Here is a 23,499-nt window from a genome sequence, read left to right as displayed (position 1 = left end):
GGGTAACAAGGGCTTTTAAAGAAGGGATTAACGCAGACCCAGTTGGAAGATCAGCGTTTCAGCTTCACAGGCAAAAACAAAGTCGATATCCAGACGCACACCTTCAGACTCTTCAGTAAAGGTCGAGGTGATTTGGCAAGGCTCAGATTCCACGCCACGCGCCTTCTCAGTCAGAGCGGCCAGCGTTTCTTCTGCCTCTGCACGATTCGCGAACACACGGCTGTATGACGCGGTGCAATCGGAGTTGTCCATGATGGTGCCAACATCCATACAGCAGCAAACCGGGGTTTCATCAGCACTGCATTTACTCATTGTAGATTTCCTCTGTATTCGCACCTGTGGTGCCAGATAAACGATGGGGATATTTTACGCTCCCATTATTCGCCTCTCCAGTCGTTAATTGTATGAAATGGGATAAGTGACCGAAATCACACTTAAAAATGATCTAAAACAAAAATCACCCAAACAGGTGAGTGTGCATACCCGCAATTTTGCCAGCTGGATCGCGTTTCCGAGATCAGAATTGAAAATATTTATAAACATACTTGCAACATTTCAGCTGGTCAGACCTATACTCTCGGCACTGGTCTGATTTCTAAGTTGTACCTCAGACCCTACACTTCGCGCTCCTGTTACGGTATGTAACATTGTTTGTATAAAAATAAATCAATGAGGTTATGGTCATGAGCCAGAAAACCCTGTTTACAAAGTCTGCTCTCGCAGTCGCAGTGGCAATTATCTCCACACAGGCCTGGTCTGCAGGCTTTCAGTTAAACGAATTTTCTTCCTCTGGCCTTGGCCGGGCATATTCGGGTGAAGGCGCTATTGCAGATGATGCAGGTAACGCCAGTCGTAACCCGGCGCTGATTATGATGTTTGACCGCCCTACTTTTTCAGCGGGTGCGGTGTATATCGATCCAGACGTGAATATTTCCGGTAAATCGCCATACACCGGTCGCAGCACCGATGCGGACAACATCGCGCCTACGGCGTGGGTTCCCAATGCTCACTTCGTGATGCCGATCAATGAACAGTTTGGTTGGGGGGCTTCTGTCACGTCAAACTATGGCCTGGCAACCGAATTTAACGACAGCTACATCGTCGGCGAATACGGCGGGAAGACCGATCTTAAAACGGTCAACCTGAACCTGAGCGGTGCCTACCGTCTGAATGATAGCTGGAGCTTTGGCGTTGGTTTTAATGCCGTCTATGCCGATGCAAAAATTGAGCGTTATTCCGGTGAACAAACTGCTGCATTGCCAAAAGTCAGCCAGAAAATTGCCAGCCTGAAAGGTGACGAATGGGGTTACGGCTGGAACGCCGGTATTTTGTACGAGCTGGATAAAAATAACCGCTACGGTTTAACGTATCGGTCTGAAGTCAAAATCGACTTCGATGGCGATTACAAGAGCGGCATCCGCACCCAGGCCAACGCGTTACCTGGCGCAGGCACGGAGTTCCCTTGGGGAACCACCAACGCCACCGTCCCAGGTTCTCTGACGCTTAACCTACCGGAAATGTGGGAACTGTCGGGTTACAACCGCGTTGCACCACAGTGGGCTATTCACTACAGCATGGCTTACACCAGCTGGAGTCAGTTCCAGGAGCTGAAAGCAACCGGCACCAACGGGCAGACGCTGTTCTATAAAGAAGAAGGGTTCAAAGATTCTTACCGCATCGCGCTGGGTACGACTTATTACATGGATAAAAGCTGGACCTTCCGTACCGGTATCGCCTATGACGATAGCCCGGTTCCTGCGAGCAAGCGTTCCATCTCCATTCCGGACCAGGACCGTCTGTGGTTGAGTGCGGGTACCACTTACGCCTTCAATGATGACGCGTCTATTGACGTAGGCGTTTCTTATATGCACGGTCAGAAAGTGACCGTCAAAGAAGGCCCGTATACTTTCGATTCTGAAGGTAAAGCCTGGCTGTTCGGTACCAACTTCAACTACGCATTCTGATTTTCTTCAGATATAAAAAAGGTGAGCTTTTTAGCTCACCTTTTTATTTTCATCCTTCCTTACTCGGAATCGATCTCTTTTAAATCGTCCTGAATATCTTTCGCGTTCGGGTTTTCTTCTGGTTTGAGTTTCCCACCGTTCGCAATAAAGTCATGACGCTGGAAGTAAGCTTCTCGCACCATGATGTAAGGGTCGGAAGACTGACGCAGCAGACCGTCGGAATCAAGCAGTTGCGCGCGGGTTTCAATCCCTTCAACCGTCCATTTACCTATCGACAACGGCCAGGTCAGCCAGGACAGTACCGGATACAGCGTATCCACCATGTCGCCGCCATCATCGCGCAGCGTGAAGCTGCCGTAGAATGGAAGCTGCATATACGGTCCGTAACCAACATCATAGTGGCCTAACGTACTACCAAAACGGTGTGGTTCAACGCGCTGTAACTTCGGATTAGCCATACCCGCCACGTCGATAAATCCGCCCATACCTAACAGGGTGTTCAGGAAGAAACGGGTGAAGTGCACCATCCCCTGATAGGGGTCGCCTTGCAGGAAGTAGTTGACCATAACGGCCGGCTCTTCAAGGTTGCCGGTAAAATTGCTCAAACCGTTACGCGCCGGCTGCGGGACATAATCACGCCAGGCAACTGCCACCGGTCGAACAACGTATGGATCTAAAACATTAAAGTTGAAGTTGTACATGGTGCGGTTGAACCCTTCAAATGGGTCCGAACGCCCCTGCTGTTCAGTACCAGAGCTCGCACACCCCACCAAAAGTGTGGTTCCCAGCGCAAGCGCCGACAGGCGAAGCTTCATAAGTGTCTCCCTGTGTATTATGGCTATCGCTGATTGCCATCCATGACGGAACGATGACGTATCCGCCTGTTTAGATGTGAGCGATTGTAACAGCACGTCAAATGATGTCTATATACCCTGTGTTACTGATTTGATCATAGCCTGGTAATGCGTACTCCGCGGCGGCTCTATTCTAGCTACCCCAATAAAAACTAACGTTACCATTTTTGCTATCTCAGACTTTCTCCCGCTGATTTTCGGACAAAAGCCGCTACGCTTTAGCAATACGTGCTAATTCAGGATTCGGCTATGAATGACATTGAGAACGAAAAGATTGATCGGCACAGCGACGAACTCCAGGTCGACAGTGACGAAAAGCTAGAGGGTAAAAAGATTGAGGTCGATGAGGACAGACTCCCCTCCCGCGCCATGGCGATCCATGAACATATCCGCCAGGATGGGGAGAAAGAAATGGAGCGCGACGCGATGGCGCTACTGTGGTCAGCCATCGCTGCGGGACTGTCGATGGGCGCCTCGCTACTGGCTAAAGGAATTTTTCATGTGCAACTGGAAGGTGTGCCTGGAGGATTTTTGCTGGAGAACCTCGGTTATACCTTCGGCTTTATAATTGTCATTATGGCCCGCCAGCAACTGTTTACCGAAAATACCGTCACCGCCGTCCTGCCGGTAATGCAAAACCCTACGCTCGGCAATTTTGGCCTGCTGATGCGCCTGTGGAGTGTGGTTCTGCTAGGTAATATTATTGGCACCGGGGTTGCCGCATGGGCGTTTGAGCATATGCCGATTTTTGATGAAGAAACCCGCGATGCTTTTGTCAAAATCGGCATGGATGTGATGAAAAACACGCCAACGGAGATGTTTTCCAACGCCATCATTTCTGGCTGGTTAATTGCCACAATGGTATGGATGTTTCCCGCCGCCGGTGCGGCAAAGATTATGGTTATTATTCTGATGACCTGGCTGATTGCGCTGGGCGATACCACGCACATCGTCGTCGGTTCGGTGGAAATTCTCTATCTGGTCTTTAATGGTACGCTGCACTGGAGTGATTTCTTCTGGCCCTTTGCTCTCCCTACGCTCGCCGGGAATATCTGTGGCGGGACGTTTATCTTCGCGCTGATGAGCCACGCGCAGATCCGCAATGATATGAGCAATAAACGCAAAGAAGAAGCCAGGTTGCAAGCCAGGCGGGATGAGCAAAAGCAGAAAAACCAGAAAAAACAGGCGTGAATGGTGACGGTTTGAGCAGTTGGGTGGCCTGAGGCTTACCGTTGTGAGTAAAAAACGCTATACTCGTGCCGCTTCGTCCCCTTAGTTAAATGGATATAACGAGCCCCTCCTAAGGGCTAGTTGCAGGTTCGATTCCTGCAGGGGACACTTTTAATTAAATGCATCCGGCTAAATCCTTTCATTTACCTGTCAGTTCATCCCTAAACCAGGCGATAAAACGGCACATTCCTCACCGTTGCAGTAAGATTGTCGGACACCATTGTCTGCTCAGTAGCTATCCGCATCCCTGATTTTCTCAGCCTCAGTACGTCAGCAGCAATACGTTGGCTGCCAAACCAGAAAAGCCCGTCCAAAGCAGTGACATCAAGGCCTGATTCCAGTGCCAGCTTCAGACGCTCACGCGGTGCTTTTACCGTTTTAGCAATTTGCTGATATGGCGCTTCGCTTGAACCTGCACGATTAATGCGTCGAATACGATGCGACAGGCGGTACTGAAATTCATCCGGTATCCCGCCGAGACTCTCTTTCAGGCTGTAAACACAACCAAAGCGTTTGCCGTTAAAGATTACGTTTTTCTGACTAAGCTGTAGCTCTTCACGAACGCTGGCAATCAGTTGCGGGGTACGAAGTAATAACAAACGGAAAGGCAGCTCAAAGCTGGTCACATAGTCCACATTCAATAAAGCAATACGCAGACGCTCTTCCGGACCCGCCTTCATTTCCCGACATTCAGCAATAACATCAGCCCACTGGCCAGCCAGACGGGAACTTTCAGTCGCCTCAGTAAAGCTGTATTTTTCAGTCTGATAATCAATACGTTCGGTCACTCGGAATTCCCTTCTGGCCACATCTCGGTATTGGTTGCTCACTTTACCAGCGACAGACTGCAACCGGAAGCCTGCGAGTATGGTCAGTGGAATGATAGAAACTTCTGCGGAAACGCTTCATTTTTTGATAAATCAATCATTAAAAATATATTTTGACTAAAATCAATTAACCAAAATTATGATTATTGAAGTATAGCCATGATTTATCTTTAGCCAGTTTGTCAGGAATAAGTTCTCCATAAACAGGCTGATTAATACCGGTAATGAGAAACATTATCGGAAATGATTCATCACTCAGAAAAAAGGAATTTATTCATATGATCAGAATCAAGACCAGTATCGCTACTTTGACCCTTTGTACCTTACTGACAGCTCCCGCATGGGGAGACGCGCAATCGCCGATAAGGCTGGTGATCCATGGTGGTGCCGGTACCATTACAAAAGATACCATCACACCAGAACAGGAAAAGCAGTATACAGAAAAACTCACTGAAGCTCTGAATGCAGGTTATGCGGTTCTGAATAAAGGCGGTAGCAGCCTGGAAGCCGTTCAGAAAGCGATTAATGTGATGGAAGATTCTCCTCTCTTCAATGCAGGTAAAGGTGCCGTGTTTACCCACGATGGCCGCAATGAACTGGATGCGTCCATTATGGATGGGAAAACCCGAAAAGCCGGTGCCGTTGCCGGTGTAACCACGGTTAAAAACCCAATTAATGCGGCGTATGCCGTTATGACTCAAAGCCCGCACGTTCTCATGGTCTCGACAGGCGCGGATACCTTTGCAAAAGAACAGGGACTCGCAACCGTTGATCCTGCTTATTTCAAAACAGATTTTCGCTGGCAGCAATTACAGAATGCAATCAAAAAAGAAAAAGTGCTCCTTGATCACGATGGAAAGAGCGCTGCCCTGTTCGCTGATCCAATGATGTATGACTATAAATATGGCACTGTCGGCGCTGTTGCTCTGGATAAAGACGGTAATCTCGCTGCCGGAACGTCTACAGGCGGAATGACCAACAAACGTTACGGACGTGTGGGGGATTCACCTATCATTGGCGCAGGAAATTATGCCGACAATGAAACCGTGGCGGTATCCGCAACCGGCTCAGGAGAAATGTTTATCCGCACGCTGACCGCGTATAACATTGCAGCCCAGGTGAAATACCGCAATACCCCTTTAAAAGACGCAGCGCAGAATGCTCTGGATGAAGTTAAGGCGCTGAATGGCAGCGGTGGAGTAATTGTGCTTGATAAAGCCGGTAATTACACCATGTCCTTCAACTCTGAAGGTATGTACCGGGGAACCATAGGCGATGACGGAAAACCCGTTGTAGCCATTTATCGTTAATACTATTTCCCCGCCAGGGGATGAACCGACCCGGTATATTGTCCGGGTCGGTTAAACGGCGTCAGGTCAGACAACAAAACGATTGACCAGATCCTTCATAGTGACAGACAGATTGTCCAGGCGCTGGCTGTCGCTTGCGGCCTGAGAAACCAACGCCGCGTTTTGCTGCGTGACCTGCTCCATAGGTCGCAGTGCCAGGTTAATCTGAGTTACCCCTTGCGATTGTTCCGTCGCTACACGAGCGATATCCGCAATATATTGCTTCATGCTGGTGGTATTGTCCGCCGCGGCTTCTAGCGCGGTAGCGGACGCCGTAACCCGCTCAACACCCTCACTAATTTTTACCATATTCTGCGCGACCAGCTCGCGGATCTGATTAGCTTCTTTGGCACAACGCTGCGAAAGATTCCGCACTTCACTGGCGACAACCGCAAACCCCCTGCCCATCTCTCCTGCCCGTGCAGCTTCCACTGCCGCATTCAACGCCAGCAAGTTAGTCTGAAACGAAATATCGTCTATCGAGGTCACAATATTCGAGATTTTCTCACTGGAAGAACGAATATCCCCCATGCTCTGATTTGCCGCACTGGCGACGTTACTGGCCTGGCGGACCTCTTTTTCCAGCCTGATTGTCAGATGCTCCGCTTCGCGGGCATTGTCCGCCGTTTGCGTAATCGTCGTGGAGAGCTGTTCCATACTGGCCACCGCTTGTACTATTGATGCTGCCTGTTCATCCGTGCGTTGGGCCAGGTCCTGATTACCCGCCGTAATACTGCTGCTGGCATCGGATAAAACCACGGAGCCTTGTTTAATCTCCTGGACGATATGCTGAATACTTTCCAGCATCGTGTTATAGGCGCGATTAAGTGAGGAAAGCTCATCTTTCCCTGGGGTCGCCAGTCGTTGCGTCAGATCGCCGTTCATACCCGCAATCTTGCGGAGCGTGTCACTAAATTGACGATGCATATTGATAGCGATTGCCCCTGCGAACGCCAATGATGCCAGGAGCGCTAACAAGCTGACAATCATATATATTTGCCAGTTTTTTCGTGCATCCTGCGCGAGTTTTTCCGCATTCGCTAACAGAAGATTCGCCGTCACATCTTCTATCTGCCGCATCACTTCAATACGCTGGGTTTGAACCTTGAACCAGACAGTAGGATCGACATCAAATCCACCGTTCGCGGCATGACTAAACGCGGTTTCGCGTAATGAGAGGGCTTTTGACGCTTCTGTGGACTGTAAGCGGCTTTCCAGCATGGCCGCCTGTTCCGGTGGGCTCAGACGCAACGATTGTGCCAGCCAGACGTTCTGTTTACTGACGACATCACTGAGTTGATGTAACTGCCCCTCGGCGAAATGACCGGAGGAAAAGATATTTGACAGCAGCGCGCGTTCAATACCTGCTTGTTCTTTCAAATTCAGCAAGTTGTAGTAGGCGGCGAATGCGTTCGCCATCTCGCCTGAATCCGTCAACTGTCCCAACCTGCCCACAAAACTCAGCACATCAGCAATGACATTAGTATAAAACTTAACGACATCGGAGGCCGGAAGCCCCAATCGCGTGACGTTTTCCCGGATGGTGGCAAGCGACAGAATGTTTTTCTTAAACGTGGTGACAGAATTGGCGGCATCCCCTTCTGGTAATGCAGTATCGGACAGTGAACGCACAAAGACCTCGATCTCGCGATCGGTTAAAGCCCGCTGCGCGGTTAACTCATCTTTGAACGTCTTCCCTTCTGCCCCCAGAAATCCGACGCTCATTCCCCGTTCTTTTTGCAGCTCATGCACCACATTTCCGGCACTACGCGCGAGCGCTGTCAGTTGAGCAATATTTTCCATCTGCCGTTCTGTCTCAATGCGCGTCAATATTCCTGAACCAGCAAACCAACATAACGCCAATAATAGTGGTTGTAGCGCGATTATTAACTTCATTTTCATCGGCATTCGATAAACCCACCACATGCCACTTTCCTCCATTGTCCATATTTTCATTATGGTTATCGGCGCAATGAGGCTGCACTTTAAATTTGATCAAGAGACAACTGATTGTTTTTTAGATTAAATATCTGCCAAAATAACTCTATTTGATTATGACAATCAGGATAAATGACTGGAATATTTATATTTATGATATCTATTCTCAAGTTAGTTAAATCATTCAGCATATTATTTCTTATTAAAAAACGGGTTAACTATCAACACGATTCGGAAAGGGAGTAAGACACAGAACAGTGACACCTACTGGAGATAACCGTCGTGGCACGGCCATTTTCTGGCATCCCGCCGAACGTTAAGGTTATAATCCTGACAACGATTTTATTGGATTAGAAGCGACGATGACAAAACTTACCCTACAAGAACAGATGCTTAAGGCAGGTCTGGTCAGCAGCAAAAAAGTGGCCAAAGTGCAAAGAACGGCGAAGAAATCGCGCGTTCAGGCTCGCGAAGCCAGAGAAGCGGTTGAAGAGAATAAAAAAGCGCAAATTGAGCGCGACAAGCAGCTCAGCGAACAGCAGAAACAGGCCGCGCTGTCTAAAGAATATAAAGCCCAGATCAAGCAACTGATTGAAATGAATAAAATCACCATTACCCGTGGCGATATTGGTTACAACTTTACTGATAATAACCTGATCAAAAAAGTCTATGTTGATAAGGTGACTCAGTCTCAGCTGATCAAGGGCCGTCTGGCCATTGCCCGACTGACGGCTGAAAGCGGCAACGATAGCGAATACGCCATTATCCCGGCGGTCGTCGCCGACAAGATTGCGCAGCGCGATGCAAGTTATATTGTTTTAAATTGCGAGCTGAGCCAGGAAGCGAAGGACGAAGACGATCCGTATGCTGATTTTGTCATCCCTGATGATTTGATGTGGTAAGAAAAACAACCAGATAATCACCCGTACTTCCGTTGCCTATTTCGGTGAGCGCCAACGCCGCCACCGAAATACTCTCGACGTCCCTTCGCCCCCAATTCTGTCGACTAAAACTTATAGTGTTCTTTGCTCAGCCCGTATTTTCTCATGCGTAAATACAATTTTTTACGCGGGATTTGTAAATACTCCGCCACTTCGTTAATGCGCCCCTGATGAATATTTAGCGCTTCAGTAATGATCTGTCGCTCGTACTCTTCAACCCGCCGATCGAGCGGTGTTGGTTCAGGCAGATGCAGCTGCGGATTCGCGGTTTCAGCCAGCGGGAGTAGCCCAACGGCAAAAAGCTCGGCGGCATTCGCCAGTTCCCGGACATTACTTAACCACACGCGACGCCGCATGCCTTTCAGTAACTCCCCTTCAACCTCGGGCACGGGATGGTTCAGGCGCAGACAGGCTTTCTGCAGGTAATGACGAAACAGCGGCTCAATATCATCCGGACGCTGTGACAACGGCTGGCAACCGATTTGCGTCATCGCAAAACAGTAGTAGAGTTCGGCCACAATCTGGTTGGTTGCCGCCAGTTCCACTAACGATGTGTCACCAATGCCTATCAGACGAAACGGACGCCGCTCCTGGCTTTGCAGATGCACCAGATGGTGCTGCTGTTCACGTGTCAGGCACTCAATATGGCTCAGGACCAGCGTTCCTCCTTGCGCCTGTGCAATAAGGTCATTGAGTAGTCCCGCGTTCCCGGGCGTCAGTTCACCGCGGATAAACGGCCCATCAGCGCTGCGCCCAAGCTGATGCAAATACCGGGCTCCGGTCATACGTCCTGTCCCGGGCTCGCCATAAAACCAGACGGCAATATCCGTTTCCGCCAGGTGTTGCAGACGTTGACGATACTGATTGACCCAGTCGCTGTAGCCGAGCAGTTCAACCTGAAGCTTTTGCTGGCAATAATGGCGACGGGCAATCACGGATTGTCTCTGACGCAGCGCATCCTCTACCAGCGACAGCAGTTTGCCGGGGTCGACCGGTTTTTGCAGAAAGTCCCATGCGCCTTTCTTTACTGCCTCCACCGCCATCGGGACATCGCCATGCCCGGTGATAAGCAGAATAGGCAACTGATTATCATCCTGATGAAACAACGTCATCAGGTCTATTCCATTGCAGCCAGGCATACACACGTCGCTCAGAACAATCCCCAGCCAGTCGGCCTGCAGCCAGTTTCGGGCATCAAAAGGGTTATTGCATGCGTAGACGCGGTACCCCTCTTGTTCAAGCAACAGAGTGTAAGCGTCGAGAACATCGGCATCATCATCAATCAGCAGAACAGAATAGTCATCACACAACATCGTTTACATCCGTCAGATTAAATTGCAGAACGACGCAGGCATGACGCCCCGGTGTCGACGCCAGGCGCAGTTCGCCGTTCATTTGCCCCATTAACGATACACAAATCGATAAGCCAATACCGAGCCCCACATCCTTACTGGTGGTAAACGGCTTTAACAGTGATGGCAATAACGCCTCAGGCCAGCCGGGGCCGTTATCGCAGACAAAGACGCACAATCGGCTGCCCTCAGCCTGCCAGTGAACCTCTATTTGCGCGCCAGTCGGACTGGCATCCAGCGCATTTGCCAGTACGTTTACCAGCACCTGCTGAATACGCACTTCATCACCTGTCACCCATACACTCTGAGCTGGAAGCGTCAGCGTACCCTGCTGTGGCTTATGCCGCATAGCCAACAGTTCCCAGGCGGCGCTGAATGTTTGTCGCAGATCGACCGGATGCAAAGGCGCCCCCGGCTCGGCCCGACGTGCAAACTGACGCAGCGAACGGATAATGGCATCAATACGGGTAATCAGCCCCTCCGCTTTGGTTAACGTACTTCTGGCCTGAGCGGATTGTCCTTGTTCAATTGCCCTTCCCGCCGTAAACAGGTACATCGACAGCGCATTCAGCGGTTGGTTAATCTCGTGCGCCAGCGTGGTCATGGTCTGTCCCACCACTGCCAGTTTTGCCGTCTGGATCAGTTCATCCTGCGTTGCCCGGAGATCGGACTCTATCTCCTTGCGCTCTGTCACTTCCTGCTCCAGCTGATTTTTTTGCGCACTCAACTGGCCCAGAGTATGGCGCAGCAATCCTGCGATGCGCCCGAGCTCATCGCGCCCATAAACCGGGATGGTGGCATCCGTTCTGCCAAGACCAATTTGCACCACGGCCTGGTTGAGTGCGGTAAAACGCTTCACCAGACGCGAACGAATAAAGTAATGGTTGAGCCCCCAGGCGAGAAGTAGCGCCAGCAGCGTCGCCAGCAGTATAAGTCCACCGCTGACACGAACAATTTGTTCCAGCCGCTGGTTAAACATCTGCATTTGCTGATGGCTACTCCCCAACTGCGCCTCAAGCAGTGTTCGAAAGCGCCCGAGCGTTGCCTCTCTGGCATGGTTAGCATCAACGAGCGCTTTTTGCGCGGCGACATAATCGCGCATGGTATCGGGCATTTTATTTTTCATCATCCCGATTTCCAGTAACTCATCAATGGTTTGCCGCAGGGTGATAGTACTGGGCCAGTCATCGAGGGTACGGATATTTTCATCCGCCGTTTTCTTCAGGTTCTCCAGATAGCGGATATGATTCTCCACCAGCATTCCGTCGTCGCTACCCGACTTCAGTTCATTGAGCCTGTCGCGTAAATCATCCACGATCTGATTTTCAATTCTTGCCAGGGTGTAAACCTGCTGCTGCTCGTTTTGTACCTCTCTGGCACGTTTGAGATACTGCGCTGCATCGCCGTTTTTGGCCTCAATTTGATCCAGCAACGTCCCCTGCTGCCAGGTAAAATCCTGCACCAGCGAATTCAGCTCGGTAGTAAAATCATCATGTAGCCAGTCGATGCGCGCGGAGAGTTCACTCACCTTTTCGCGCACGAGGAACATGTTGTAGAGCACCCGGTCCAGCTCCGCCATCAGCGCCCGACTGTCTTGCAAAATCACCGCCAACTGCTGTTGTTCTGCCGATTGTAATCCCCGGCTCAGCACCTCAATTTTGTCCAGATGAGAAATAATTTGATTGCGCAGTTGCAGCCTCACCGTGGTGTTGGGGGCCAACAGGAATTCATTAAGCTGATCCACAACCAGGTTGAGATTTCCTTCTATCAAAAAAGCGGAATATACGCGCGGGAAGTAATCATCAAGTGAATAGCGTATCTGCGAGCTCTGCTCATGCCAGGAGTACAAACTGACGCAGCTTACGCTCAACGTCAGTAATGCGCCCGTCAGAAACGCTCCCCGCAGGCTGCTGCTGATGCTGAGCTGGCGCAGGCGTTGCAGTATCGAACCACCTTTCATTTTAACTCTTCCAGTTTGGATATCGCCTGACGCTGATTTTTAAGAAACCAGAGCTGCCACTCCATCATCTGCTGTTCGGCTACGCTTTTATTCTCAAATTGCGCAAGCCAGGCCTCATCTTCACTACTTCTGGCGTCTATCGGGACGCTGGTCAGTAATGCTCTGATTTCGGGTAGCGTGCGTTTCAGGCGCGCTTCCGCACTGTATAGCGCCCGCCAGGCATCTTTCAGCTGCGCGAGTCGAAAACTGATGGCGGTATCAAACATCCGCTGCACCAACTGTTGCCGCTTAAGGATCAGCCGATAATTAAGCGCGGGCTGGCTCATCAAAATAGCCTGCTGAGCGGCGCGTGGGTTATCAGGCGCGAGCTGCGTGACCGGATATTTCCCCGTGTTCGCATCCGCAAGGATCCGCTGTCCTTCCGGGCTTAACAGATAGCGGATAAAGCGACGCGCTTCGTTGGGGTGCTGGCTATTCTTGAGTACGGCAACATAGGTGGGTGACACCGCCGAGCGAGGGAAATAGGTAAAAGTAAGGTGCGGATCGTTAAGCAACAGGTTGGCATAGTTATCAATAACCGGCCCCGCCACGCCCAGACCGCTCTTAATTTTGTCGGCCACGCCAAAACTGCGTGATGAAATCGTTACCAGATTACCGGCGCTGGCCAACAGCGTCGCCCAGCCCTCTTCCCACCCTTTCTGTTGCAGCAGCGACTCAACCATCAGGTGGTTGGTATCGGAACGCGACGGGCTACTCATCAACAGCGCGTTCTGATATTTAGGCTGCGTTAAATCCCCCCAGTCGGCAGGCGGCGGAAGATGCCGCGCCGCCAGCGCAGAACGATTAATCAACAGGCCAAACCCTGATATCGCCACAGCCACGGAGGTCGAGCGAATCGAGTCTGGCACCAGCCGCTGGCTTTCAGGCAGCGCATTATCGAAAGGTGCCAGCTTCTGGTGCTCCTGAAGATGCTGCAACAGCATGGGTGATGAGGTCAAAATCAGATCGACGTTTTCTGCATTCGCAGTATCCAGCAACTGTTCCAGCGAACCGCTGGTCCGGTTTAACGTGCGAATCATCACTGACCCTGGCTCCGTCTGCCAGCGCTGGATAATCCAGGCCGTGGCCCCTGGGGAAAAGGTGGTCGCCATCACCAGCTCTTTACCCAGGACCTGGCAGCTCGCCGACAGCGACATAAAACAGAGCAAGAATGCCCAAAAACGCCCCCGGCCCAACTGTCTGTTTGTGATCCCGTTCATAAATACCAACATGTACAAAAAATAATATTGAGACAAAACTTACCCGTTTATCACCGCTGGGGGGAAGAATAAGGTTATTCGTAGAATAACCAAACAGAAAGTGACGACATCAGTAAAGAATACCCGAAAATGCAGCCTGAATTTGTTAATACCCGCACACGCCGATGATAAAAATGCCCGTGAAAGAATAGAATTGAAAATCCATTATTAAAAAAGAGTCAAAATCTGCCACGCCGCCCGCAAATTGAGTCAATAGTGACACATTTCATTAACTTGAGTTTCTTTGCCGTCTATTTCACTCTTCACTGCGAAAAATCCTGATATTCACATCAATAAAAAATTAGGTGATGATATGTTATCAATATTTAAGGCAGGACCAGCGGCGAATAAAGTCCCGGCGGAGAAAGTCCAGGCAACTTATGGCCGATACCGCATTCAGGCATTACTCAGCGTATTTCTTGGCTATCTTGCGTACTATATTGTGCGCAATAACTTCACGCTTTCGACTCCATACCTGAAGGAGCATCTGGATCTCAGCGCTACGCAGATTGGTTTACTCAGCAGCTGCATGCTTATTGCCTATGGGATCAGTAAAGGCATTATGAGCAGTCTGGCAGACAAGGCCAGCCCGAAAGTCTTCATGGCATGCGGCCTGATCCTGTGCGCTATCGTCAACGTAGGCCTGGGGTTCAGTACCGGATTCTGGATATTTGCCGCGCTGGTCGTTTTCAACGGTTTGTTTCAGGGGATGGGCGTTGGCCCTTCATTTATTACCATCGCTAACTGGTTTCCACGTAAAGAACGTGGACGCGTTGGCGCATTCTGGAATATCTCACACAACGTTGGCGGTGGTATTGTCGCCCCGATTGTTGGCGCCGCATTTGCCATTTTGGGGAGCGAACACTGGCAAAGTGCCAGCTATATTGTTCCGGCCTGTGTTGCCGTACTGTTTGCTTTTATTGTGCTGATGCTGGGGAAAGGTTCACCACGCCAGGAGGGCTTACCGGCTCTGGAACAAATGATGCCGGAAGAAAAAGTCGTATTAAATTCCCGACACGCTGTCCAGGCGCCAGAAAATATGAGTGCCTTCCAGATCTTCTGCACCTATGTATTGCGTAATAAGAATGCCTGGTATGTTTCACTGGTAGACGTTTTTGTCTATATGGTGCGTTTTGGTATGATTAGCTGGCTGCCAATTTATTTATTAACCGAAAAACATTTCTCGAAAGAGCAAATGAGCATAGCTTTTCTGTTTTTCGAATGGGCGGCAATTCCTTCCACATTACTGGCGGGTTGGCTCACCGATAAACTGTTTAAAGGCCGTCGCATGCCGCTGGCCATGATCTGTATGGCGCTGATTTTCGTCTGCCTGATCGGTTACTGGAAAAGTGAATCGCTGCTGATGGTCACTATTTTTGCCGCCATCGTGGGTTGCCTGATTTATGTTCCGCAGTTCCTGGCCTCCGTTCAGACCATGGAAATCGTCCCCAGCTTCGCAGTAGGTTCTGCGGTAGGGTTACGCGGATTCATGAGCTACATTTTTGGCGCATCGCTGGGAACCAGCCTGTTTGGCGTGATGGTCGATAAAATGGGATGGCATGGCGGCTTCTATCTGTTGATGGGCGGGATTGTATGCTGCATCCTGTTCTGCTACCTCTCCCATCGCGGCGCGCTGGAGCTCGAACAACAACGGAAAAACGCTCAGCAAGAGGAAGCGTCACTCCAGTTGGCTGATGCCCGGTAGCCGATTTCAGTCTCGCAAAAAGTGCCAGCGATGCTGGCACCTCAATACATTCAGATAAAGAATAAATAGCTCAACGTGATAATTTATTGCTTACCGTAACCCACCATAAAGCGGATGATCAAACCGCATGCTGGGGCAAGAAAAAGGAATAATCCGGTAACCATCTCGTTACCATTGGTCAACTGCATAGTAAAAACGTAAATTAATGCCGTGAGTATGGCCATGCCGATAAAAGCACTTATTGACGCCGCAGCCCCCATAACCTGCCAGATATAGCAACTGACGCTCAGAATGCTCAACGCGAGAAAGATCCAAAAATAGAACATAGCGATACCTCCTGTTTGCCGTAAAAATTTACGTAAGTCCTTACACTCCCTTGAGTTTATATTCTAAGACAATTCCCAATAGTTCGCAATTTAAGCAACATTTTCGTTACAATAATCACTCAATCGCTGACTAATAATTTATTCGACTGCCGTTTATTTAATCGTCATAAAAACAACGCATTATATATCGACTCATTTTTGACCTTAATCGCCGTAAAAACATTTACGCATCTTGAGTAATTATTTCTGGCTGACATTAATATTCGGGTGTACATTGAGCGTCCGATCATTCATGCCCCTTCCTGGTTTTGTCCTGACTCAGTTTTACACTCTTTACAGGAACCAATGTCGTTCATGGCGGCCTAACGATCAGTACAGACTGTAAAGCGGCAGACTAAAGAATCTTCGCGATACACCTATTTCGTATCAACAACAGGTGCTTATGTTCCCCCAATGTAAATTTTCACGCGCGTTTTTGCATCCGCGCTACTGGCTCACATGGTTTGGCGTCGGTGTGCTCTGGTTACTGGTACAGCTTCCCTATCCCGTATTGTGTTTTCTTGGTACCCGTACAGGAACGCTGGCTCGTCCATTTTTAAAGCGCCGTGAATCTATTGCTCATAAAAATCTCGAACTCTGTTTCCCAAATCTGTCGCAAGAAGAAAGAGACAAACTGGTCGATGAGAACTTCCGTTCACTCGGCATGGCGCTGCTTGAAACGGGTATGGCCTGGTTCTGGCCGGATCGCCGGGTACGCAAATGGTTTGATGTAGAAGGGCTGGACAACCTGCAACGCGCACAGATGCAAAACCGTGGCGTGATGGTGGTAGGCGTACACTTTATGTCACTCGAATTGGGTGGTCGCGTAATGGGACTTTGCCAACCGATGATGGCAACCTATCGCCCGCACAACAATAAGTTGATGGAGTGGATCCAAACCCGCGGTCGTATGCGCTCCAACAAGGCCATGATCGGCAGAAATAATCTGCGCGGTATTGTCGGCGCCCTGAAAAAAGGGGAAGCGGTATGGTTTGCCCCTGATCAGGACTACGGTCGTAAAGGGAGTTCATTCGCCCCCTTCTTTGCAGTCAAAAACGTCGCGACCACCAACGGTACTTACGTGCTGTCACGGTTATCGGGCGCAGCGATGCTGACCGTAACCATGGTGAGAAAAGCAGATAACTCCGGTTACCGCCTGTTCATCACGCCAGAAATGGAAGGTTATCCAACAGATGAAAGCCAGGCAGCGGCGTATATGAACAAAATTATCGAAAAAGAGATCATGCGCGCGCCCGAGCAGTATCTCTGGATCCACCGTCGCTTCAAAACTCGCCCGATGGGTGAAGCCTCGTTGTACATCTAAAAAGAAAGGCCGAAAGGCCTTTCTTTTTTTCTGCGCCTGAATTACTTCACGCCCCACTTGTTCTGTAATTCAGCCATTCGCTCATTGTAGTTACGGGCTATACACGCTGGCTTATCCTGATCTTTCCAGCATTCGTTACGCCCTTTCACCCAGCCGCGTTGCTCTGCTTTGAGCGTCGGGTTATTACTCGATTTTACCAGCGCCTGCTTGTAGGCCCCGTTCAATGCCAAATCCATGGCTGAGAGCGAAGGACTTTGACAGATAACCTCTTCGATACTGCCCTTTGCTACCGCAGAACAGGAAAAAGAAGGCCCGTTGCTGGTCGATTTCTTTGCCCCTGAAAAGTCGATATTGTCTTCAGGCAGGCAAATCCCGTGCTTACGATTAGGCCCGGTCCAGGAAACGTCCGGATTCCCGTCATCTTTACGGGAGATAGACACGGTATTGTTACCGCTTTTTGCTTCCCAGTAATTTTCATTGAAGGCCTTTACCGTCGCCTTAGTGCCATCAATCCAGATATTGCCTTTACCATCACTATTCACACCACCAATACTTGCGCAGCTGAAATTGAATGCCATTGGCGAGGCCGCCATCGACGTCACTGGCGTAAGAACGAGTGCTAACATCATTAATCTGGTCATTTTTAACCTTTTCATAATCTCATTCCGCGAAAAATTAACCGCATTAACATCATGGAGATATGAGAATTCTCCGAGTAAACATTTCGTCGCTCAATAGCAATTTATTACCGACAGAAATTAAACTGTCGCCGAATCACGACACTTGTAAGTTATTAAAATTAAATAAAAAAATGCCTCTTGTTTCACCTCATTTTTAGGCGTACATTAGCGCCGTCTGGAGCATAAAAGCTCAGAATTCTGAGGTGATGCAGACAAGCAAACGAAGGGAATTCTCCATTTCGTTTACGCGTGCATCAGCTCTCTGTCAGGTTAGCATATGTTCATTTAGACGTACCTCAGGTACGCGGAGAGATGAAAAGTGAAATATTTCTTTATGGGCATTTCTTTTATGGTCATCGTTTGGGCCGGTACTTTCGCCCTGATGATCTAAATTAAAAGACGCAGCAAAAAAACAGGAGCCTGATGGCTCCTGTTTGCTTTTGGGGAAACGTGTTGTTAGTCGGTACTTTCAGTGGCCGATTTTGCACTGGCAGGCAGTAAGCCATCGGCGCGGAACATTGCTTTGATGCCACGGATCGCCTGGCGGGTACGGTCGCGGTTTTCAATTAACGCAAAGCGCACGTGCGTATCACCATAATCACCAAAACCAATCCCCGGCGAAACGCATACCTTCGCCTCGTTCAGCAGTTTCTTGGCAAATTCAAGTGATCCCATCGCGGCGTATTGCTCTGGGATTTTCGCCCAAACGTACATCGAGGCCTTGGGCATCTCGACCATCCACCCGGCTTCATGCAGCCCCTTAACCAGCACATCTCGACGACGTTTATATTGCTCAGCAATATCCCGCACGCACTGCTGATCGCCTTCCAGCGCGGCGATTGCTGCAACCTGCAACGGAGTAAATGTTCCATAATCGTGATAGCTCTTAATTCGAGCCAGCGCGTTCACCAGCGTTTTGTTACCTACCATAAAACCGATACGCCAGCCCGCCATGTTGTAGCTTTTCGATAGGGTGAAAAACTCCACCGCGACATCACGAGCGCCCGGTACCTCCATAATCGACGGCGCTTTCCAGCCATCGTAGACGATATCGGCATAGGCCAGGTCATGAACCACCAGCACGTCATAGCGTTTAGCCAGGGCCACAACTTTTTCGAAGAACTCCAGCTCGACGCACTGCGCAGTCGGGTTGGAAGGAAAACCTAAGATCATCATCTTCGGTTTCGGGTAGCTTTCGCGAATCGCGCGCTCCAGCTCATTAAAGAAATCGACGCCTTCGACCAGCGGCACTGAGCGTACCTGCGCGCCGGCAATCACCGCGCCATAAATATGGATCGGATAACTCGGGTTCGGTACGAGGACCGTATCGCCGTGATCCAGCGTGGCCAGCATCAGGTGCGCCAATCCTTCTTTCGAGCCAATCGTCACAATCGCTTCGGATTCCGGATCGATCTCAACGTCATAGCGTTCCTGGTACCAACGGGAAATCGCCCGACGCAGACGCGGAATGCCGCGCGAGGTGGAGTAACCGTGCGTATCCGGGCGCTGCGCCACGGTACAGAGTTTTTCGACGATGTGAGGAGGCGTGGCCCCATCCGGGTTCCCCATGCTGAAATCGATAATATCTTCGCCGCGCCGACGCGCAGCCATCTTCAGTTCAGCAGTGATGTTAAAAACGTAAGGGGGAAGGCGATCAATACGCGTAAAGCGACGTTCAGGGCGGGAGTCAGCCATAATATCCTCAGATTAACGTTAGCGCCCGGACCGTCCGAGCGACGCTGCCACAATGGTGGCACGTTTAGAAAATAGCCTGAATAATTTCCTTCTGTCGAGAGGCAAAACAAAATATTTTTTATTGAGATAAAAGAGGAAGCGCCAGAAAAAATGAGGAAATAAAATTTTTCACACTCCGCTTAAAATTACCACCATTTAACATTTTATTATTAAACATATTACTTTTCGCGCTCCGTTGACAGGACAGGCATTGTAAATACAACAATCATGCAACAATCCCCTTTTAATATTAAGGTTTTTCCCCATTAGCCACAGGCTGCGCGGGTGCTGGCCATCCAGCCTCAGGTTACCTATCATAGAGGTTTAACCCTTGCGCAAGAGTCACCCGTGCACGAAATATTCAATATGCTGCTGGCGGTATTCGACCGGGCAGCGCTGATGCTGTTCTGTCTGTTTTTCCTGATTCGTATCCGCCTGTTTCGCGAACTGTTGCACAAGTCAGCCCACTCCCCGAAAGAGCTGCTCGCCGTTACCGCGATTTTCTCAATGTTTGCCCTGTTCAGTACCTGGTCCGGCGTACCGGTTGAAGGCTCACTGGTTAACGTACGTATTATCGCCGTCATGTCAGGGGGAATTCTGTTCGGTCCCTGGGTCGGTATCATTACAGGCCTGATCGCGGGCACCCACCGCTACCTGATCGACATCGGCGGCGTAACCGCCCTGCCCTGCTTTATCACCAGCATTCTGGCAGGCTGCATTGCCGGCTGGATCAACCGTAGGATCCCCAAAGCGCAACACTGGCGTGCGGGTATTTTAGGCGGAATGCTGTGCGAATCTCTGACCATGATCCTCGTCGTCGCCTGGGCGCCCACCACCGAACTGGGGCTGGATATCGTTTCGAAAATCGGCATCCCAATGATTCTGGGTAGTGTCTGCATTGGTTTTATCGTCATGCTGGTGCAAAGCGTGGAAGGCGAGAAAGAAGCCAGCGCCGCGAAGCAGGCTAAGCTGGCTCTGGATATCGCCAACAAAACTCTGCCGCTTTTTCGCCAGGTCAATAGCGAATCGCTTCGCCAGGTGTGCGAAATTATTCGCCATGATATCCATGCTGATGCCGTCGCTATTACCAACACCCAGCACGTGCTGGCCTACGTTGGCGTGGGTGAACTTAACTACCGCGATAATGATGATTTCGTCAGTCCGACTACGCAACAGGCGATCAATTACGGAAAAATCATCATTAAAAACAATGATGAAGCGCACCGTACGCCAGAAATACACTCCATGCTGGTGATTCCGCTTTGGGAGAAAGGTGTTGTCACCGGTACGCTAAAAATCTACTACTGTCACGCCCACCAGATAACCTCCTCGCTACAAGAAATGGCCATCGGCCTGTCGCAAATTATCTCGACTCAGCTGGAAGTCTCCCGGGCGGAGCAGCTACGCGAAATGGCAAATAAGGCAGAGCTGCGTGCGCTACAAAGTAAAATAAATCCCCATTTCCTGTTTAACGCCCTGAACGCAATTTCATCGTCGGTGCGGCTGAATCCAGACACTGCGCGCCAGCTGATTTTTAATTTATCGCGCTATCTTCGCTATAATATTGAATTAAAAGACGATGAGCAGATCGACATCAAAAAAGAGCTGTATCAAATCAAGGATTACATCGCCATCGAGCAGGCCCGTTTTGGCGACAAGCTGACGGTTATTTATGATATCGATGAAGAGGTAAGCTGTTATATTCCCAGCCTGCTGATTCAGCCTTTGGTAGAGAACGCTATCGTCCATGGGATTCAGCCCTGCAAAGGAAAAGGGGTGGTCACTATCAGCGTTGCGGAGTGCGGTAATCGGGTACGAATTGCCGTGCGGGATACGGGCCACGGTATCGATCCAAAAGTGATTGAACGGGTCGAATCCAATGAAATGCCGGGCAATAAAATTGGTCTGTTGAATGTGCATCATCGCGTTAAGCTGCTCTACGGCGAGGGCCTCCATATCCGCCGTCTGGAGCCAGGCACTGAGATTGCCTTTTATGTGCCTAATCAGCACTCGCCCGCAGCCGCACCGGCCACATTGTTGCTTTAACCAGGAGTGAAGTCGTGAAAGTCATCATTGTTGAAGATGAATTCCTGGCCCAACAGGAACTTAGCTGGCTGATAAAAGAGCACAGCCAAATGGAGATTGTCGGCACATTTGACGACGGTCTGGACGTGCTGAAATACCTCCAGCACAACCGCGTTGACGCCATTTTTCTGGATATCAATATTCCCTCGCTGGATGGCGTCCTGTTGGCGCAAAACATCAGCCAGTTCGCGCACAAGCCCTTTATTGTCTTTATTACCGCGTGGAAAGAGCACGCTGTTGAAGCCTTTGAACTGGAGGCTTTTGACTACATCCTGAAGCCGTATCAGGAATCACGCATCGTCGGCATGCTGCAAAAGCTGGAAGCAGCCTGGCAGCAACAGCAAACGGGAACCTCGCCTGCCAGTCCGGTGACCCGCGAAAACGATACGATCAATCTGATCAAAGATGAGCGGATCATCGTGACCCCGATCAACGACATCTACTACGCAGAAGCCCATGAAAAGATGACGTTTGTCTACACCCGGCGCGAATCGTACGTGATGCCGATGAACATCACTGAATTTTGCAGCAAATTGCCTGCTTCGCATTTCTTCCGCTGCCACCGCTCGTTCTGTGTGAATCTGAATAAAATCCGCGAGATCGAACCCTGGTTTAACAACACCTACATTTTGCGCTTAAAAGATCTGGAATTTGAAATCCCGGTGAGTCGGAGTAAAGTGAAAGAGTTCAGGCAGTTAATGCACTTATAGCACAGAGAAAGAGCGATGAAAGAGCCAGGCCTCCCCGCAGACCAACAGTTTTTCGCCGATCTGTTCAGCGGCCTGGTATTGAACCCGCAGCGTCTTGGCCGCGTGTGGTTCGCGCCCCAGCCCAGCACGTTACCGCCCGGCAGTTTGTGTATTGACCTTCCGCGCCTCGATATCGTGCTGCGTGGCGAATACAGTAATCAACTGGAAAAACAGCAGCATAGCCTGCCAGAAGGCGACATGCTGTTTATCCCGGCGAAAGCGGCGAATTTGCCCGGCAGCGATAAACCCGTGATGCTACTGAGTCTGGTGTTTTCTCCGGCCTGGCTGGGGCTCTCTTTTTACGATAATCGAACGGCATCGCTGTTACGTCCGATCCGCCGTATTGAGTTACCACATCCGCAGCGCGGCGAAGGCGAGGCGATGCTCACCGCATTAACCCATTTAAGCCGCTCTGCTCAGGCCCAGGATATTATTCAGCCGCTGGTGCTTAGCCTGCTGCATCTGTGTCGTAGCGTGGTGAATACCCGCCCTGACACAGAACGTCCGCGCGCTGAATTTCTCTATCACAGTATGTGTAACTGGGTGCAGGATAACTATGCCCAACCGCTGACCCGGGAAAGCGTAGCGCAGTTTTTTAATATCACGCCCAACCACCTGTCAAAAGTGTTTGCCCAGCACGGCACCATGGGGTTCGTCGAGTACCTGCGGTGGGTCAGAATGGCGAAGGCGCGCATCATCTTACAGAAATACCATCTGTCGATTAGCGAAGTCGCACAGCGGTGCGGGTATCAGGACAGTAATTATTTCTGCCGCCTGTTCCGGCGTCAGTTTGGCCTGACGCCGGGAGAGTACAGCGTACGTTTTCAGTCAGCACGTTAAGTGAGACAACACCAACAGGTTAGTAATATCCGTTTGCATCGTTGTAAAATAACGGCATGTAGCTCCCCCTGCAGGCTTACTCAATAAAGTGAATATGCGATGAAAAACAGACGTGCACTCTCCCTGATGTGTTTTCAGATGCTGGAATCAGGTGCGGATCGTCAGACCGTGAAAAGAGCCCTTACCTCCCGCCGTGTTAAAGCTCGCCAGGCGGTGGTTCTGCTCTGTAAGCAAGAAATGACGCTCTTAAGAGCCGGGAAACTGCCGGTGCCAAACGCGCCACATTGATGATGTCGCTTTCCGG

At 50.2% G+C, this 23,499-nt stretch carries 21 protein-coding genes and 1 tRNA gene; 12 read left to right on the top strand and 10 right to left on the bottom strand.

The window, feature by feature from the left end:
• Positions 1-27: 27 nt before the first annotated feature.
• Positions 28-312, bottom strand: a complete 285-nt coding sequence (locus HV314_RS08240) for a YfcZ/YiiS family protein (protein ID WP_003834838.1) — start codon at positions 310-312, stop codon at positions 28-30.
• A gap of 371 nt (positions 313-683) precedes the next feature.
• On the opposite strand from HV314_RS08240, the gene fadL reads away from it, so the two are divergent.
• A complete protein-coding gene (gene fadL / locus HV314_RS08235) occupies positions 684-1,964 on the top strand; it encodes a long-chain fatty acid transporter FadL (RefSeq protein ID WP_094761655.1) in 1,281 nt (426 codons plus the stop codon).
• 59 nt (positions 1,965-2,023) lie between these two features.
• On the opposite strand, the gene mlaA is transcribed toward fadL, so the two are convergent.
• Positions 2,024-2,779 carry a phospholipid-binding lipoprotein MlaA gene (mlaA, locus tag HV314_RS08230; protein ID WP_003028190.1) on the bottom strand — a complete coding sequence of 252 codons (756 nt, stop codon included), beginning with the start codon at positions 2,777-2,779 and terminating at the stop codon, positions 2,024-2,026.
• Between the two features lie 288 nt (positions 2,780-3,067).
• On the opposite strand from mlaA, the gene HV314_RS08225 reads away from it, so the two are divergent.
• Together HV314_RS08225 and HV314_RS08220 are read left to right on the top strand one after the other, a co-directional pair.
• On the top strand, positions 3,068-4,009 hold the full coding sequence (locus tag HV314_RS08225; protein WP_181547823.1) for a formate/nitrite transporter family protein: 942 nt from the start codon (positions 3,068-3,070) through the stop codon (positions 4,007-4,009).
• 75 nt (positions 4,010-4,084) lie between these two features.
• Positions 4,085-4,156, top strand: a tRNA-Arg gene (locus HV314_RS08220).
• A 53-nt stretch (positions 4,157-4,209) separates the two neighbouring features.
• Here the strand turns inward: HV314_RS08220 and HV314_RS08215 are convergent.
• Entirely contained in the window at positions 4,210-4,836 is a 627-nt protein-coding gene (locus HV314_RS08215) for a DNA-binding protein (RefSeq protein ID WP_181547821.1), read from the bottom strand.
• Positions 4,837-5,153: 317 nt separating this feature from the next.
• On the opposite strand from HV314_RS08215, the gene HV314_RS08210 reads away from it, so the two are divergent.
• Entirely contained in the window at positions 5,154-6,185 is a 1,032-nt protein-coding gene (locus HV314_RS08210) for an isoaspartyl peptidase/L-asparaginase family protein (RefSeq protein WP_019077319.1), read from the top strand.
• 66 nt (positions 6,186-6,251) lie between these two features.
• Here the strand turns inward: HV314_RS08210 and HV314_RS08205 are convergent, their stop codons facing one another.
• Positions 6,252-8,150, bottom strand: coding sequence for a methyl-accepting chemotaxis protein (locus tag HV314_RS08205; RefSeq protein WP_016153885.1), 1,899 nt, complete (start codon positions 8,148-8,150; stop codon positions 6,252-6,254).
• Positions 8,151-8,524: 374 nt separating this feature from the next.
• Here HV314_RS08205 and HV314_RS08200 point away from each other — a divergent pair, with 374 nt between their 5' ends.
• Positions 8,525-9,064, top strand: a complete 540-nt coding sequence (locus HV314_RS08200) for a DUF2058 domain-containing protein (protein ID WP_016157066.1) — start codon at positions 8,525-8,527, stop codon at positions 9,062-9,064.
• 104 nt (positions 9,065-9,168) lie between these two features.
• Here HV314_RS08200 and pgtA read toward each other — a convergent pair whose 3' ends face one another.
• From pgtA to pgtC, 3 genes are read right to left on the bottom strand one after another with little or no spacing between them, the layout of a single operon-like run.
• Positions 9,169-10,416 carry a two-component system response regulator PgtA gene (gene pgtA / locus HV314_RS08195; protein WP_181547819.1) on the bottom strand — a complete coding sequence of 416 codons (1,248 nt, stop codon included), beginning with the start codon at positions 10,414-10,416 and terminating at the stop codon, positions 9,169-9,171.
• Complete coding sequence (gene pgtB / locus HV314_RS08190) at positions 10,406-12,400, bottom strand: two-component system sensor histidine kinase PgtB (protein WP_181548096.1); 1,995 nt, start codon at positions 12,398-12,400, stop codon at positions 10,406-10,408. The genes pgtA and pgtB overlap by 11 nt, the downstream gene beginning before the upstream one ends.
• 11 nt (positions 12,401-12,411) lie before the next feature.
• Positions 12,412-13,605, bottom strand: a complete 1,194-nt coding sequence (gene pgtC / locus HV314_RS08185) for a phosphoglycerate transport regulator PgtC (protein WP_423064588.1) — start codon at positions 13,603-13,605, stop codon at positions 12,412-12,414.
• Positions 13,606-14,026: 421 nt separating this feature from the next.
• Here pgtC and pgtP point away from each other — a divergent pair, with 421 nt between their 5' ends.
• Positions 14,027-15,418 carry a phosphoglycerate transporter PgtP gene (gene pgtP, locus HV314_RS08180; protein ID WP_016153890.1) on the top strand — a complete coding sequence of 464 codons (1,392 nt, stop codon included), beginning with the start codon at positions 14,027-14,029 and terminating at the stop codon, positions 15,416-15,418.
• An 83-nt stretch (positions 15,419-15,501) separates the two neighbouring features.
• Here the strand turns inward: pgtP and HV314_RS08175 are convergent, their stop codons facing one another.
• Positions 15,502-15,744 carry a DUF2545 family protein gene (locus tag HV314_RS08175; RefSeq protein WP_016153891.1) on the bottom strand — a complete coding sequence of 81 codons (243 nt, stop codon included), beginning with the start codon at positions 15,742-15,744 and terminating at the stop codon, positions 15,502-15,504.
• A gap of 442 nt (positions 15,745-16,186) precedes the next feature.
• Here HV314_RS08175 and lpxP point away from each other — a divergent pair, with 442 nt between their 5' ends.
• Positions 16,187-17,107 (top strand): kdo(2)-lipid IV(A) palmitoleoyltransferase, encoded by a 921-nt coding sequence (gene lpxP, locus HV314_RS08170; protein WP_019077327.1) that lies wholly within the window; start codon positions 16,187-16,189, stop codon positions 17,105-17,107.
• 41 nt (positions 17,108-17,148) lie between these two features.
• On the opposite strand, the gene HV314_RS08165 is transcribed toward lpxP, so the two are convergent.
• Positions 17,149-17,763 carry a lysozyme inhibitor LprI family protein gene (locus HV314_RS08165; RefSeq protein ID WP_104651192.1) on the bottom strand — a complete coding sequence of 205 codons (615 nt, stop codon included), beginning with the start codon at positions 17,761-17,763 and terminating at the stop codon, positions 17,149-17,151.
• A gap of 343 nt (positions 17,764-18,106) precedes the next feature.
• Here HV314_RS08165 and ypdK point away from each other — a divergent pair, with 343 nt between their 5' ends.
• The gene (gene ypdK, locus HV314_RS08160; RefSeq protein WP_010723117.1) at positions 18,107-18,178 is read left to right on the top strand and encodes a membrane protein YpdK; all 72 of its coding nucleotides are present in this window, start codon (positions 18,107-18,109) and stop codon (positions 18,176-18,178) included.
• Between the two features lie 65 nt (positions 18,179-18,243).
• Here ypdK and alaC read toward each other — a convergent pair whose 3' ends face one another.
• Complete coding sequence (gene alaC, locus HV314_RS08155) at positions 18,244-19,482, bottom strand: alanine transaminase (protein WP_016153894.1); 1,239 nt, start codon at positions 19,480-19,482, stop codon at positions 18,244-18,246.
• Between the two features lie 387 nt (positions 19,483-19,869).
• Between alaC and HV314_RS08150 the strand changes: the two genes are divergently transcribed.
• The 4 genes from HV314_RS08150 (at position 19,870) to HV314_RS08135 (ending at position 23,483) form a co-directional block, all read left to right on the top strand.
• Positions 19,870-21,567 (top strand): sensor histidine kinase, encoded by a 1,698-nt coding sequence (locus HV314_RS08150; protein WP_029139619.1) that lies wholly within the window; start codon positions 19,870-19,872, stop codon positions 21,565-21,567.
• A 14-nt stretch (positions 21,568-21,581) separates the two neighbouring features.
• Positions 21,582-22,316 carry a two-component system response regulator YpdB gene (gene ypdB / locus HV314_RS08145; protein ID WP_016153896.1) on the top strand — a complete coding sequence of 245 codons (735 nt, stop codon included), beginning with the start codon at positions 21,582-21,584 and terminating at the stop codon, positions 22,314-22,316.
• Between the two features lie 15 nt (positions 22,317-22,331).
• Positions 22,332-23,195 (top strand): AraC family transcriptional regulator, encoded by an 864-nt coding sequence (locus HV314_RS08140; protein WP_181547817.1) that lies wholly within the window; start codon positions 22,332-22,334, stop codon positions 23,193-23,195.
• 99 nt (positions 23,196-23,294) lie between these two features.
• Positions 23,295-23,483: a hypothetical protein gene (locus tag HV314_RS08135; RefSeq protein WP_032931709.1), complete on the top strand. Its 189-nt coding sequence runs from the start codon at positions 23,295-23,297 to the stop codon at positions 23,481-23,483.
• The last annotated feature ends 16 nt before the right edge of the window (positions 23,484-23,499 follow it).

Origin of the sequence: Citrobacter sp. RHBSTW-00887 (genome assembly GCF_013728095.1) — a bacterium.
Lineage (GTDB): Bacteria > Pseudomonadota > Gammaproteobacteria > Enterobacterales > Enterobacteriaceae > Citrobacter > Citrobacter braakii.
Note: the sequence above shows the minus strand (reverse complement) of the source record. Positions and strands in the feature narration are given on the sequence as shown.